This is a genomic window from Gilvimarinus gilvus (assembly GCF_030518155.1).
In the GTDB taxonomy this organism is placed as follows: Bacteria; Pseudomonadota; Gammaproteobacteria; order Pseudomonadales; family Cellvibrionaceae; genus Gilvimarinus; species Gilvimarinus gilvus.
Window position 1 is genome coordinate 11733 of the sequence record NZ_JAULRU010000344.1, and the last position, 13383, is coordinate 25115.

Sequence of the window (13383 nt, forward strand, 5' to 3'; positions counted from 1 at the left end):
GATTGGTTTACGAGACAATTGGTTTGATGCGCTTGTTGATTTTAGGTATGAGGTCCAGAGCATCGTTAAAGCGTTGGCTTTTCATGCAAAAAAACAAAGCGTTGGTGAAGCTCGCCAGCTCGATATTGACGGATTCCGTTGCGTTAAGTGTATTGTCTGCTAGTTCTCGCTGCTCTAAGGCCTGTTGAATTTTAGTCATTCCCTTCATATTGGCGGGGAAACTGCACCCCAACACATCTAAGCTCCATTGCCCCCAGTGCCAGGAAATGGGTGTTTCGTCTTCACTTATTAGTAGGGTGTGAGGGTTGATTGTGGGGTTTTGCAAAGCCGTTGGCAAACTTGATAGTTGTTGCCGTAGAGAGCTTAGGTTCTCCAGTAAATAGACTACGTCTTCTCTATTCTGATCGCTGCAGGCTAACAGTAGAGGGCGAAGTAATTCTTCGTTGAGTTTTTGCCAAAGCAGTGGGTGTGAGCGCAAATAAGGTGCCGTAATTGAATTGTCGGGCTGAATAATCGCAAGGTGCTGATGAAAGATTTGCGATAACTCCAAAAATTTTGTTCTTTCTTCCAAAGGTATAAAGCCGGCCGGGACACCAAGCACATGGACGTGAAAGCCATGCTGAATGCTAGTGTTTAACAACTCCGGTGCGGGCAAATTAGACGCTGTTGGGCATGCCAGGAGCGTCGCTTCGTGGATGCTCTGAGATTCCCGGGTTTTATCAAATATCTTCACAATACAGCTATCGTCACGGCTTTCGCTGGTAACCCAAAAGGCAAAAATGTTGGGTGTGCCTGTCTGTAACCAGCGAATATCACTAATTGAATAATTTGCGCCCGGCCAGTCAGAATTATTGAGCGATTCCTCAATCCACACGTTGCGGGTAGTCAACTCCAGTAGCGACCATATACCCTCGGAGGGCACGGGTATATGATTGAGTAAAACTTGATTGTGAAAGAATAGAGCAGAGACCTTTTCTCTGTTGCTTGCAGTGTTTGCCAAATCGGCGATGCTGCTTACCAGTTTTCCTGTTGCTTGTCTGGTAAGAATGATGGTGGCAATCGTCAGAATAATAGAGGGTGCTATAAAATACAGGTGATCGCAGACAATCAGAGCGAAAAGCAGTAAAAAACCAATATTGTTAATGTTCTGCAATGACTGCATCAATAGCTGGGGCTGCTGCAATTTTTGCGCTTGTGCCCTAAGGCCTGGAATGGCCGGGGCCACCAAGGTAATGGCGACAATAATAGCGATTGCGACAATGGGATAGGCGAACCCAAGAAAAATGAGAACCAGACATGTAAAGATGATGCCGGCCAGTGACGTCACAACTTTTTTATAGGTGTTGTTAGCGACCTGCTCTTGGTTTTCAAACAGCACGACTTTACCGGCTTGCTGAACAATGTCTCTAGCCGCTGAATTTACCAGATTGGTCGCGAGTTTCTCGCCCACTAAATAAATCACAAAGAACACTACTGCCAAACCACTAAGCGATAGAATCAACGACTCCAGCGACCACTGCTGCAAAAAGTCTGGCATATAGCTGGGCATACGGTCGACACCGAGTAGCATGACGACTTTAATCGGCAATAGCATACCGAGCATAAGCGCGGTTTGGGCTATTAACGTGAAAAGTATGGCTTGGCTGGAGCGAAACGGCGTCACCTGTACCAGGCGAATTGTGAGCGCTACAAGCCAGCGCAATGTACTGGAGTGTTCAAGCAAAAACAGTTTCCTCGGTCTGGTGGGTTGCGGGCAGTGTACCTAAGGCCGCAAACCTTGAGAAGTAGTGTTAAACGTGTTGCCCGCAGCAATAGCCGCTGGCCCAGGCCCACTGAAAATTATAGCCACCGAGCCGGCCTGTGACATCCAGCACTTCACCGATGAAGTACAGGCCCGGAGCTTTTTTCGCCTCAAAGGTTTTCGATGAGACGCCATTCGTATCTACCCCGCCGCGGGTTACCTCTGCAGTGCGGTAACCTTCGGTTCCGTTGGGTATCACCTGCCAGCGGTGTAGCGCAGAGGCGAGTTGTTCGATTTCATCTTTGCGCCATTGCGCCAGTTCTTTTTGCATAAGCCCAGTCAAACCCTGAAATTCGACCCACTGTTGGATAAAACGCTTGGGCAGGAAGTTCCCTAAAAGATTTGCCGGCAACGCTTTTTGCCCCTGCTGACGCCACTGCTGTGCTACGTTGGCGATGGATGCATTGGGCAGAAAGTCGATTTCCAGTGTGTCGCCCGGGTGCCAGTAGTTAGAAATTTGTAAGGCGGCGGGGCCGCTGAGGCCTTTGTGAGTAAATAACAGGCTCTCAGCAAACTCCTGTTGATTACTGGTCGCACGCACTGGCAATGACACGCCAGCCAGCGATTGGCAAAGTTTGAGCGCCTCACCTTTGAAGGTAAAGGGCACCAGTGACGCATTGCGAGCTTTGAGTTTTAGGCCAAATTGCTTGGCGATATCATAGCCAAAGCCCGTGGCGCCCATGGTGGGAATGGAAAGCCCGCCGGTCGCTATAACCAAAGACTGGCAGGCGAAGTTCCCCATAGAGGTGACCAGCTTATAGCGATGTCCCGCCTCTTGGGTGGTGACTACCGAGAGTATTTCACAGCGCGTTTGTATATCGGCATTGGCCTTGTCGCACTCAGCCAAAAGAATATTAAGGATGTCTTTGGCTTTATTATCGCAAAACAGTTGGCCTTGTGACTTCTCGTGGTAGGCAAGCTCATACTCACTGACCAGGGAAATAAAATCCCACTGGTTGTAGCGCGAGAGCGCCGACTTACAAAAGTGCGGGTTGTCGGACAGATAGTGTTCAGGGCCAACATCGTAATTGGTGAAGTTGCAGCGCCCCCCGCCTGACATCAGAATCTTTTTACCGACTTTATTGGCGTGGTCGAGGATAGCGACCGAACGGCCACGTTTGCCGGCGGTGGCCGCGCACATCAAGCCGGCGGCACCGGCGCCAATAATAATACAGTCGTAGGTTTGCATGACTCTGCCCGCAGTGGGCCGATGTGCAGCCCCCAAGTAAAAGGGGGCATTATACGGGACAGGCGTTTAATGTGCTGCGTTAGCTAACGCCATATATTGCAGGTGCGGTTGCAGGGGGCCGTCGAAGCGCCCCACGCTATAGGTTGGATAGGTTTGGGTGACGGTAAGCTTTACCTCAGTGGCATCCAGCTTTTTGTAGGACACCGGTGAAAGGGCCATGGTGCCGTAGTGCTGAATGTTAGCAAAGGGGGCTGAGCCCTGAGCGAAAACATTAAAGCTATCGCCAACATCTACCCCATTGTTGGCGCCGGCTAGCAAATATACGTGCTGATCATAGGCCGAAACTTTTAACGGCGCCATAAACGGCTGGCAGTGCACCTTGCGGCTGACATCGGCAACCGCTTGGTCAATGACCGTGCTGGCGGCCTGGCCGTAATCAGTTTGCCAGAAGCCCGGGCTGGCAAAACCGGTGCGGGCCGTGTATTTCGCGTCCCACAAGCCTTCGGCGCTGTAGGTTTTGTCGAATATGCGGGCCCCGGTCAGGCCGTCGTGCATCATTAAGCGAAAAGCAAATTGACGTTCGCGTATATCGTCGCGGTCAGCGCCCACCCAGCCCTTGACGGTGCTGGTGACTCGGTTGGTCGAGCCCGAGAGCAAATTCTGGCGGTAGTAGCCGTTGGGATTGACCATCGACATATCCATTACAGTACCGGTAATCACGTACTGAGCTTGATATTGGTTGGCGACTTGCTGCACCGCATTAAACAATTCGTAGTGGTTGCTCATTAACCGATTGCTGCTGGACAGCAACAGCTCGGGCTGCGTTTGTACCTGCAGGTTATGGTTGGGATAGAGCCGCTCGGCCAGCGCCTGCGGCAGCGCGCTATCGACATTGCTCAAATCTCCCACCCGCGTGGTAGACGGACGCTCTTGATTAAACGCAGTGACTAGCAGCGATTTACTGTAGCGCCCCGGACAACTGCCGGCGTCGGTCGCGGCTACTTCAGCTCTGATTTTAACGCGGTAAACCTCATGGTTATGGCTCTCACTGATGATGTCTAAGTTTTCAATGTGTCCTTGGGCACTGAGGTTAATGTCGTCGGCAACGGTAATACCCTGCTGTACCTGAGTGCGGCTGCTGACGGTGGCGCCGCTGTGCAGTAGTGCCTGGCGGGCCGCGTCAGCAATGGCTTTTTCGCGGGCGTCGGCTAAATCGCCTTTGATGGCACTTTTGCCCTCAGATACCACGCTTATGGCCAACGCCTGCGTCATTGTCAGGCTGAATACCAGCAGCAGGACTGCGGATCGAATCAGTGATGTGCCCATGTTTGCCTCCCGGATTACTCCGCTGCGCCCATATCGATATTGCTATCGGTCGTGGTGCTGGTGCGCACCGCAGTGTGATATTCGTTGTTGTACTTACTGGTAGCAGGTTTGTATATGTACTGCGCTTCACGCGTGCTGGTAGCCGGGTGATAGTTAAACTGCTGAAAGAAACGTTCACCGAGTGTCAGCGCCAGAGTTGTCTCGTAATATCCGTCTTCGCTCAAGCGTTGCGAACTGATCCGGGCGTTTCGCAATATTTGCGTATTGAGCATCGCGCTCATCTCATCGAAATCGGTAAAGAAGTCGTCGACTCTGGTGTTCGATGCCACCTCAACCCCACGGATTCGTTCTGCCAGTGTTCGATATGCCTCCACTTCTGAGGCGCGCATCGCCATCAATTTTTGTTGCGGCAGGTTGCTGGCAAGCTCGGGGTTCATGGCACCGTAGCCTGTGGCGGTGATGGTGACGGGCTCAATGATTTCCTGGGTGTGGTATTCGCTGTCGGTGTCGCCACAAACGTGACAGTGAATGAGCTCACAGCCACTGAGAGATAGCAGGCAGATGGCAAAAAGAGTACCGATAATATGGCGGCTTAACATGGTGATTTCCCTGCACGTGGGCGCACGGCCCAAATTAAAGATAAAAAGTATTCACATAGCAGGGTGTCGGCCGGGCGATGGAAATATTTAGCCGAATGATGAACCGGTGAGGTGAATGTGGCCTCTGGCGCCACCGATGTTAACCACAGCGGGCCATGGGCAGGCGCCAGTTACCGGATTGGCCTACCAGCTGGAGCCCGCTTGAATATAGAAGGCGGTTTCTTCTGGGCCGCGGGCGATATCCAGGCCCATGGTAAAGCCATAGCGCTTTGCCATCAGGTAGCGAAAACCCGCACCGATGCTACTGGCGTCGTCCGCGTCGCTGGTAAGCTCACTGACCGTCGCGGCGGTATAGCCGACACCGGTAAAGCCTTTGAGATGCCAGCGAGGGGTAATCTTGTAAGTCGCCTCAATTTCGGTGGTTACTACCTGCTCATCTTGATAGCGTGCCTTGGCGATACCGCGCAGGTTTATGCCGGGTAGTACGTAGGGGGGTAATGGTGAGTTGCCCTTCGGCTCAACGCCTTCATAGCTGAGGCGCCAGCCGAAATTAAAGCTGTCGGATAGCTTCCAGTAATTTAAACCGCTCAGCTGATACTGGGTGTATTCCAAATCGCTGCCAATAGCGTCGTTAAAGTCAACGGCACGCACTTTGTAGTTGAATCCCGCCTCTGGGTTCATCGGGTTATCGCGCGAGTCATATTCCACAACCAGGCCCAGGCCCGAGGTGTTTTGACTCACGTCGAGGCGACTTTCCAGAAAATTTTCCAGCCTGTCGTTCAGCTCTTCATTGGGTAATCGGTCGATATCCAGCTCGTTGGCCAGGCTCATCTCCATGTGCTGATAGGTTTGATAGGCGCCCACAAGCCAGTGGCTTTTACCGAGCCGAAACATAAGTGACTGTAAAATCGCCGGGCCTTTGATATTGAGCTCTATCGGACTGCTAAGACTCTGATTGGCAATGCTGTAGAAGTCGAGGTTCATATCCGGGTAACCAATACCGCCCTTATAGCGTACCGTATCACCGCGCCAAAACCCTATATGGCCAAGTCCGCCAAACTTACTGCCATTTTCAGTGGCGAAGCCGCCGGCAATTGTAATATTTTCGGGGATAATTCCGGCGCGATTTTTGTTTTTTTTCTGCGCTTCGGACTCGTGAAAAAATATTCCCATAAGACCTATGCCATTACCGACAGCGGGCTCGGTAATAACGACGGGCACCGGCAAAAAGCCCAGCATCCGCTGGCTTAGATATTGACTGGCATCGAGCATGCCGTCTTCGGGGTCGATAAACTCATCGCTGATGGCGTGCGCACCCTGCGCCAAAGCGCCTAAAATTATAGCTGCACACTTAACGGTAAAACTCGTTTGACCAGACATGCTCATTCCCTGCGTATTACATCAGTGGTCAGTCTAGCGAAAAAGTTCGCCGCTCGACAGGAAAATATGTAAAAGGGAGCTGGCCCCGTTGCCGGGGCCAATGAGTTTCAGGGGAGAGGACGAATCTTAATATCGCGGAACCAGACTTTATCGCCGTGATCCTGCAAAACGATATGCCCGTCAGGCGCTTTAGCAAAATGCTCCCAGTCGGCAAATTTGCTGGCGTCGATCAGCGCCTGCCATTGGGGCGACTGCGTATCAGCTTCCACCAGTTTGTAGCCATTGAGCCAGTGCTCAATCTTGCCTTGGTTGACGATCAGTCGCGTGCGGTTCCAGCTGTCTGCCGGCAGCACGGAGACAAACTTGGTCTTGATCAGGTCGTACAAGTCGGCCGCCCGGTGTTTCTCTATTTTTCCGTCTGGGTGACCGGGATTGTCCAGCAGTTGATATTCCAGCCCGGTTAAGTACGGGTACTCTAATTCTGGCTTTTCTTGCACCTGATAAATAATACCGCTGTTGCCGTCTTTGGCGACTTTCCACTCCAGGCGCAGCTCGAAATTTTCCACAGGCGTTGGTGTCAGTATGACGTCGCCGCCGTTGGGGGTGGTCCAGCCTTCATCTTCTGGGGTGCGGCCGGTTAAGTGCAACGCGCCGTTATCGACCACCCAGCGCTCGCCTAAACTATCGCTGTTGTAATTGCGCAGGCCCTCTAAAGTTTTACCATCGAATAACAACTGCCAGCCGTCGGCTTGTTCGCTGTCGCTTAGGGTGTTGTGCTCAACGCTGTAGGCATTGTTAATCGCAACGGGTTTACCCTCTGGTATGGCATTTAGGGTATACCAGGCCTCTGTCGTCCACAGCTCATTGTCGTTTTCGCTGACAAACGATCGCTTCACCCGGAAGTACACCATATGATTTTCTTGCAGGCCCGCCAGTTTAAATTGTGCTTTGGTGCGGTCGGCGGACAGGGCAAAGGCTTCTACCTCAAGTGGGCCCTTATCCAATTTGGGGCCACCGTATTCACTGGTGGGTTCATAGCGCCACTGAATCACCTCAAAATCATCGGCCGTGATGTTCTGACCGGTTGCCACAGGTTCGGTGAAGGTAATTTCAAAACCGTCGCTGCGGGCGCTTACACTCAGCATTTCAAAGGTCGTTTCACCGTTGTAAGCCATCCGCTGGAGGCCGTACCATTTTTTACCGGAGTGTGCCCAATTGCCGGGGTTGCCGACACCGCCAATAATAAGCGAGCCATCGGGTGCCCACTGCAAACGGTTAACGCCCGCTTCAAGCCCTTGGGTGAAACGGAACACCGCGCCCTGCAAGCGGCCATTCACGCGCTCAGCAAACACGCGTTTAATGCCGCCGTGGGTTACCTCGCCGTGAATCATTTGGTTTTGGTAGGGGCCAATATTAAGTGGTGCCGGTTCCCCCGGCGAGTTGCCAATTTCATCTTGGGGTAGCCACACCACGGGCAGAGTTTCGGTTAGGTTGGCAGTGCCTTCGAAGTCCACCGAGCGCGAGCCGTACCAGGCGCCTTCGGTCAGCTCGATTATTTTGCTGGAGGGTACCCAATCGCCTTGGTTGTCCGCGGTAAACAAACCGCCATCGATGCCAAAGCCAATGCCGTTGGGGGTGCGCAGGCCCGAGGCAATGGTTTCTACCTTACCGGTGTCTTTGTTGATTTTAATGGCGTGGCCGCGATCGGGTGCTTGCGGGTCAGCACTGGCGCCGCCGGGTAAAATGGCGGTTGCCAGCGCGCCGTAAAAATAGCCATCCTGGTACTCTAGGCCAAAGGCGAACTCGTGGAAATTACTGGTCACCGACCAGTCGTTGGCGACCAGTTGGTACTCGTCAACAATTTCATCGCCATTGAGGTCCACCAGTTTGGTGAGCTCTTGCTTTTGCAGCACATAAATATCGCCATCAACGACTTTTAACCCCAGCGGTTCGGCAAGCCCCCGGGCGATACGTTTTACGTTAATTTGATCGGCTGGAGCGTCCCAGTTAGAGACGATATAAACCGAGCCTTCCGGATCCCAGGTGGACACAACTAAGCGGCCGTCTGGCAAGTGATCAAGCCCGCCCACCATCGGTTCAAACGCTTCCGGGCGCGCCTGGTGTAAATCAAACGATGGGTGTACCCCGGCCACTTCACGCATATCTCCGGGCACGGCTTTTACAATATCGGGGTCGGTAATCACAGGTTCTACGATGCGCACATCCGCCTCGGTCACCACCAGCATGGACTCCGGTACCACTTCAAACTCGCCCGTCTGTGGATTTTTCCACTGCAGGGAAAGCGCCGCACCGGAGGTGCCCTGGAAATAAATAATTTCCAGCGGATGTATTCCCGCACTGAGTTTAATGTCGGCGTCCATCGGGTCCGGGCCGTGAAAACCCCAGTGGTTTATCGCCAGTTCATTATTAAGGTACAAATAGGAGCCGTCGTCACTGACTAGGCGCAAGGTGGTTGCCAGCGGATCATCCAGTTTTAGGTTGGTTTTGACCTGATACGCAAAGCGCTCTTTAAAGGGCTCGAAGGCGTCTGCCGTGGGCAGGTGAACTTGGGCGCTGTGTGCGGCCAGTGCCGGAGGCGTCGTGCGCATGACCTCAACATTGGGCTGGTCGCCGGAAAAATAATGTTGGTAAAACAGCGCGCCGGGTTGAGTCCCCTCAACACTCGGTGTGTCTGATTTTAGATTTACCGCAATGGCAGGTTGTGCCATCGGCCCCGCACCCGTTGAAGCGGGTTCAGTTTTGGGCTGCAAGGTAAAAATGTAGTCCACCATGGTGGCGGCATCGTCCTCGCTCATACTCATGTGTGGCGACATGGGCACTTGCCCCCAGTTGCCTGCGCCGCCCTCAATAATTTTTTGCGCGAGCATGGCGGTAGCGCCCGCCTCATTGGCGTAGCGTTGGGCAATAGCCACGTAAGATGGCCCCACCGTTTTCACCTCTGGGTTGTGGCAAGCCGCGCAGTCACTACCGGCAATCAACGCCTCGCCCGGGTGGACCTCAGCTGTTTCCTGTTCGGCTTCGGCATTTTGTTCAGGCAGTGGCGGGTAGTGTAAGGTCAGTACGGTTTCGCCCGCGCCGAGCGACAGTGTATTGCCATCAATCGAGCCGGCACCACTCACTGAAAATTGTTCGGGTAGTGCTAAGCCACTTAAAGAAGCGCTGCCGCCTTTGGTTTGAAAGGTACGGGTTAATGCGGCGGCTTCTCCCGCCAGAGTGTAGCTGGGAGTTTCTTCAATACTGATACTGTCATTGCCGTACAGCAGTATCGCTGTATCACCGTTTAATCGATGGCCGCGATACTCAATATCGCCTTGCCACTGCGCAGACTCGTTAATCAAGTACTCTCGTCCGGGTGCCTCTGGCTGGGGGCCGTGCTTTTGATCGTACACCGCACCGGAAAATTCTAATTGCCCATCCCACAGCTTATATAAAGTGCCTGAGTCTGTGTCGTAGGCGGCGCTTAACTCATCGCCCAGGCGCAGGGTCAGTATTCGCGGCTTGCCGTCAAGCACCGAGCGAAACGCCCGCAGCTCGCCATCCATCGAGGGGCTGGTAACGGTGGATTCGCTGGAAGTGTCTGGCTGGCAAGCGCTTAGCAAAGGTCCGGCGGCAATGATAAGCGCCAGAGTCGTGCGGCGTAGGGTTGGTTGCATGGGGGCTCTCCCGAGGTGCTTTTTGTTATTGGCTTGAGTTTAGTCAGTATAGTGTGCCATAAGTGCCAGCGATGAGAGAGGCAATGAATACGTTTTCAATGGCGTGATGTGGCGGTATTTACGTTTCTTGATGGTGGTGGGGTGGTGCTTCGCGCTTTGTTTTTTATTGGCCCGTGTCGCCGGGCGTTGCGAGGTGCTTTTCGTGTTTTCGCATCTGATTTCAGACGTCTGATATTCTTTTGTATTTTTGCCCTCTATCGCCGGGCGGGCGAAATCCTTTTCTGCTTGTCCAGAAAAGGATTCAAAAGAAGACACCCCGTATCTCAGCCCTTCGGGTTCCCTCACTACGGCAGATTTGGGCGGTCGGAAAAAATCGCGCTCCCACGCGTTTTCCCTTAATCGCGCGTCCATGCGCGATTAACCACCCAAATCTACCTACGTTCAGCTGGATACGATGGGGGAGGGCACGTCGTAGCAGGGGCGCGTATATGGATGTTCTGTAGTTGTGCGGCTTTATGACCTTAGAGCCATTTTTTAGCGTCCAGCGTCAGACGTCCGACATCAGACGCTCACCCGTTGCCAAACGGGTGAGCTTATGGCACTATTTTCCACTCAAAACATACGTTTATGGTTGTGTCGCAAATCAACTATAAAACGGTCGTGTAGCCAGGAGGCTGGGAACAGAACAGGGTAGTATCTAATCATTGACGCATGCCCTTCATTTTACGTTTCCAAGTTGCTTGTTTTTCAGGGGAGGCCGCTGAGCGGTTTGCTAGCAATAGCGAGCATCTGCCCTCTGAAGTTTCGGGCATGTTTATATCTAGACATGTCTATATAGGAACAGTTGGCCAAATATACACATAATGCCTATATATAACCATGCCTATGAATTAGCTGTTATGTTCTAAGGGGGATGCTTGGAATTTGATCATGAAAGCATTGCTAAGCGAGTGGTTGAGCTTTCTGGTGGTAAAGAAAAGCTGAATGAAGAGATGGATCAAAAACTCGCTCGGGTTAACGAAAAGTGGAATCAGGATGTCGGGGCAATTGGCCGCATTCTTCGGGCGCATCTTTTCGTCGAGTACTTCATTACCGAATGCCTGATAGCATTTAACCCAGCTTTGGGAAATCCGGATAAAGCTCGGCTAAGCTTTGCGCAAAAATTAGCGCTCATAGAGGATTATTCCCCAGAGCTCCAAGAGTTGGCGGGTGGTATTCGGCGCTTGAATAAGATCAGAAATCAATTGGCGCACAAATTGGAGGCCCAGATAACTGATCAGGACAGGGAGTCACTGTTGTCAGTCAAATCTTTCAGGGCGTTACGAGAACAGCTTGCAAAGCCAGGAACTCCGAGTGATAACGGCATGGACGTGCTGGAAGATTTCGCTAAGCATGTTGGGAGTCGTTTGAGCTCGTTGGCCGACCCGGACTCTTTGGCAAAACGCTTTCAGCAGGCTTTCCATGAATTCGAGAAAAGAACATAACCATGCCATGCACCGGATGCCAAAACCTCTGCTTCGCGCCGGTTTTGTCACCGGTGATGGCTGGCGTTAAGCTCAACAGAGGAGACTGAGAAATCACGATGGATTGGTATGATATAAAGTTTTTAGAAAGCCCAACCAATTTGAAATCTGTTTTGAATGAATCAACGGGCAGAACACCAAATACTAATGTCGCAATTGGAATTTCAACTTGTTTGCAACAAGGGCGATTCTTTTTTGAGGCGGCAGAAAATTCCCCTCTAGGAATAAGGCCCCTTCAGGTATTTTATGGTGTGGTAAGTTTCTCTAAAGCAATAGCTGCAGCGAGAAATGGATCATCTATAAGTGCGCTGTCTCAAGCCCATGGATTAAAGGACATATCTCTGGCCGACTCCCTTTTAGAGAATCTAACCGTTAAGGTCCAGCAGCGTGGTACGTTTCAAGATGTGAACGATGCGGTATGTAGTCTAGAGAGCATAAACTATTTTGGCGATGAAAATGAAAGATTGAAGATATTCAAGCCAACAGTTCAATCAAACGCGCTATGCGGCAAAGAACTCACCTTTAAGGAAATAACATCTAGACTCCCAAGTCTTTCGAAATTATATGAGAAAACATTTCGGGAGAATCCTAATAATCAATTTATATCGTTTTACCATCGTAATGGTGGGCTAGTTGATTTGAGGCTTGACCTACCGGAATATTTTCACTGCAGAGAAACGCTCGTAGAAATGGTAACTAGTCTGCGCGAAAAATACCCATTTCTAAATCAATGGTTACTTTTAAGCGCGCAGCGCTGCTGGGACAGCTCAATAATTCAGTTTCAAAATGAAAACCCCGAGGGAATCAATGAGTTTAGTGAAGATACGCTAGTTGAGATAGAAGGCAGGTTTGAACAGAGAGGTGTTAACGCTGCCATTATACCATTTGACGCAATACTCCCACCTTTATCAGGGGGCGTCGAGGATGGACACCAATCATACATCCATCCCATTGACGGACATGATGTATCAGAATACTCGATATTATATATGGGGATTTTCTTATTGAGCTCGTTGGTTCGGTATAGGCCTGAGATATGGATGCATGCAGTAAATGGGCGAAGTACTAATCAGAGAGGGCATGATGATCACTGCATGGCATTGATAGAAAGCTTATTGGGAAATACTCTTAGTTCTTATCCGCACTACGTTAAGAAGTGCCTAGAGACGAGCTTAATCGGGTAGCCGGAGGTGTCTAGCCTCCAGCCCCCACAACACCCTGAATAGTAGATGGGGGTCAGGCCTTACATTTCACATTAAAGTGTAAAATGTAAGGCCTGACCCGAATGGCATGCTTAAAATGTAAGGCCTGACCCGAATGGCATGCTTATATTCATTAATTGACGCGGCGTACGTATAGGCGTACGCTTATGGGCTGGAGGTGATTTTATGACCACATTAAATGCTACGGAAGCCCGTACCAAGCTCTATGCCTTGATCGATGAGGCCTCGATCAGTCATCAACCTATTGTTATCACTGGGAAACGGGGAAATGCCGTTCTTCTGGCAGAGGAGGACTGGAACGCTATAAGCGAGACTCTCAATTTGTTGGCCGTGCCCGGTATGCGTGAGTCTGTTCGTGAAGGTATGGATACACCGCTCGACGAGTGCGATCAGGAGCTTGATTGGTGACGTGGAAGCTCTACTATACCAAACAAGCTCAAAAAGACGCGCGTAAGCTCGCTTCGTCGGGCCTTAAGAGTAAAGCTCAGGAGTTGTTGCAGATTATCGAGCAAGATCCCTACCGCAAACCCCCACCTTATGAAAAGCTAGTAGGCGATTTGGCTGGTGCCTACTCCCGCAGAATCAATATTCAGCACCGACTGGTGTATCAGGTTGTAGAAGAGGACAAAGCGATTAAAGTTTTGCGGCTTTGGACTCACTATGAATAA

11 protein-coding genes are annotated in these 13383 nt (G+C 51.4%); 4 read left to right on the forward strand and 7 right to left on the reverse strand.

Features of this window, described 5'->3' with window-relative positions; translation table 11 throughout:
• Positions 1-7 precede the first annotated feature (7 nt).
• The 7 genes from QWI17_RS05780 to QWI17_RS05810 form a co-directional block, all read right to left on the reverse strand.
• Entirely contained in the window at positions 8-1723 is a 1716-nt protein-coding gene (locus QWI17_RS05780; RefSeq protein WP_302721563.1) for a hypothetical protein, read from the reverse strand.
• A gap of 67 nt (positions 1724-1790) precedes the next feature.
• Positions 1791-2990: a BaiN/RdsA family NAD(P)/FAD-dependent oxidoreductase gene (locus QWI17_RS05785; protein WP_302721564.1), complete on the reverse strand. Its 1200-nt coding sequence runs from the start codon at positions 2988-2990 to the stop codon at positions 1791-1793.
• A gap of 66 nt (positions 2991-3056) precedes the next feature.
• Positions 3057-4316 carry a flagellar assembly protein T N-terminal domain-containing protein gene (locus QWI17_RS05790; protein ID WP_302721565.1) on the reverse strand — a complete coding sequence of 420 codons (1260 nt, stop codon included), beginning with the start codon at positions 4314-4316 and terminating at the stop codon, positions 3057-3059.
• A 14-nt stretch (positions 4317-4330) separates the two neighbouring features.
• Entirely contained in the window at positions 4331-4915 is a 585-nt protein-coding gene (locus QWI17_RS05795) for an LPP20 family lipoprotein (RefSeq protein WP_302721566.1), read from the reverse strand.
• Positions 4916-5098: 183 nt separating this feature from the next.
• Positions 5099-6295, reverse strand: a complete 1197-nt coding sequence (locus QWI17_RS05800; protein ID WP_302721567.1) for a BamA/TamA family outer membrane protein — start codon at positions 6293-6295, stop codon at positions 5099-5101.
• Positions 6296-6402: 107 nt separating this feature from the next.
• Positions 6403-9969, reverse strand: a complete 3567-nt coding sequence (locus QWI17_RS05805; RefSeq protein ID WP_302721568.1) for a 3-keto-alpha-glucoside-1,2-lyase-like domain-containing protein — start codon at positions 9967-9969, stop codon at positions 6403-6405.
• 39 nt (positions 9970-10008) lie between these two features.
• Complete coding sequence (locus QWI17_RS05810) at positions 10009-10380, reverse strand: hypothetical protein (RefSeq protein ID WP_302721569.1); 372 nt, start codon at positions 10378-10380, stop codon at positions 10009-10011.
• Between the two features lie 506 nt (positions 10381-10886).
• Between QWI17_RS05810 and QWI17_RS05815 the strand changes: the two genes are divergently transcribed.
• The 4 genes from QWI17_RS05815 to QWI17_RS05830 all read left to right on the forward strand — a co-directional run bounded on the left by QWI17_RS05815 (position 10887) and on the right by QWI17_RS05830 (position 13383).
• Complete coding sequence (locus QWI17_RS05815) at positions 10887-11453, forward strand: hypothetical protein (protein WP_302721570.1); 567 nt, start codon at positions 10887-10889, stop codon at positions 11451-11453.
• 98 nt (positions 11454-11551) lie between these two features.
• Positions 11552-12676: a YaaC family protein gene (locus QWI17_RS05820; RefSeq protein ID WP_302721571.1), complete on the forward strand. Its 1125-nt coding sequence runs from the start codon at positions 11552-11554 to the stop codon at positions 12674-12676.
• Between the two features lie 204 nt (positions 12677-12880).
• Positions 12881-13123, forward strand: a complete 243-nt coding sequence (locus tag QWI17_RS05825; RefSeq protein ID WP_302721572.1) for a type II toxin-antitoxin system Phd/YefM family antitoxin — start codon at positions 12881-12883, stop codon at positions 13121-13123.
• Positions 13120-13383, forward strand: coding sequence for a Txe/YoeB family addiction module toxin (locus QWI17_RS05830; protein ID WP_302721573.1), 264 nt, complete (start codon positions 13120-13122; stop codon positions 13381-13383). Before QWI17_RS05825 ends, QWI17_RS05830 begins: the two co-directional genes overlap by 4 nt.

Excerpts from the sequence above, each read along its gene's own strand:
- QWI17_RS05800 (WP_302721567.1), bottom strand. The coding sequence starts at position 6,295 with ATGTCTGGTCAAACGAGTTTTACCGTTAAGTGTGCAGCTATAATTTTA.
- QWI17_RS05785 (WP_302721564.1), bottom strand. The coding sequence starts at position 2,990 with ATGCAAACCTACGACTGTATTATTATTGGCGCCGGTGCCGCCGGCTTG.
- QWI17_RS05790 (WP_302721565.1), bottom strand. The coding sequence starts at position 4,316 with ATGGGCACATCACTGATTCGATCCGCAGTCCTGCTGCTGGTATTCAGC.
- QWI17_RS05795 (WP_302721566.1), bottom strand. The coding sequence starts at position 4,915 with ATGTTAAGCCGCCATATTATCGGTACTCTTTTTGCCATCTGCCTGCTA.
- QWI17_RS05820 (WP_302721571.1), top strand. The coding sequence starts at position 11,552 with ATGGATTGGTATGATATAAAGTTTTTAGAAAGCCCAACCAATTTGAAA.
- QWI17_RS05805 (WP_302721568.1), bottom strand. The coding sequence starts at position 9,969 with ATGCAACCAACCCTACGCCGCACGACTCTGGCGCTTATCATTGCCGCC.
- QWI17_RS05810 (WP_302721569.1), bottom strand. The coding sequence starts at position 10,380 with ATGGACGCGCGATTAAGGGAAAACGCGTGGGAGCGCGATTTTTTCCGA.
- QWI17_RS05825 (WP_302721572.1), top strand. The coding sequence starts at position 12,881 with ATGACCACATTAAATGCTACGGAAGCCCGTACCAAGCTCTATGCCTTG.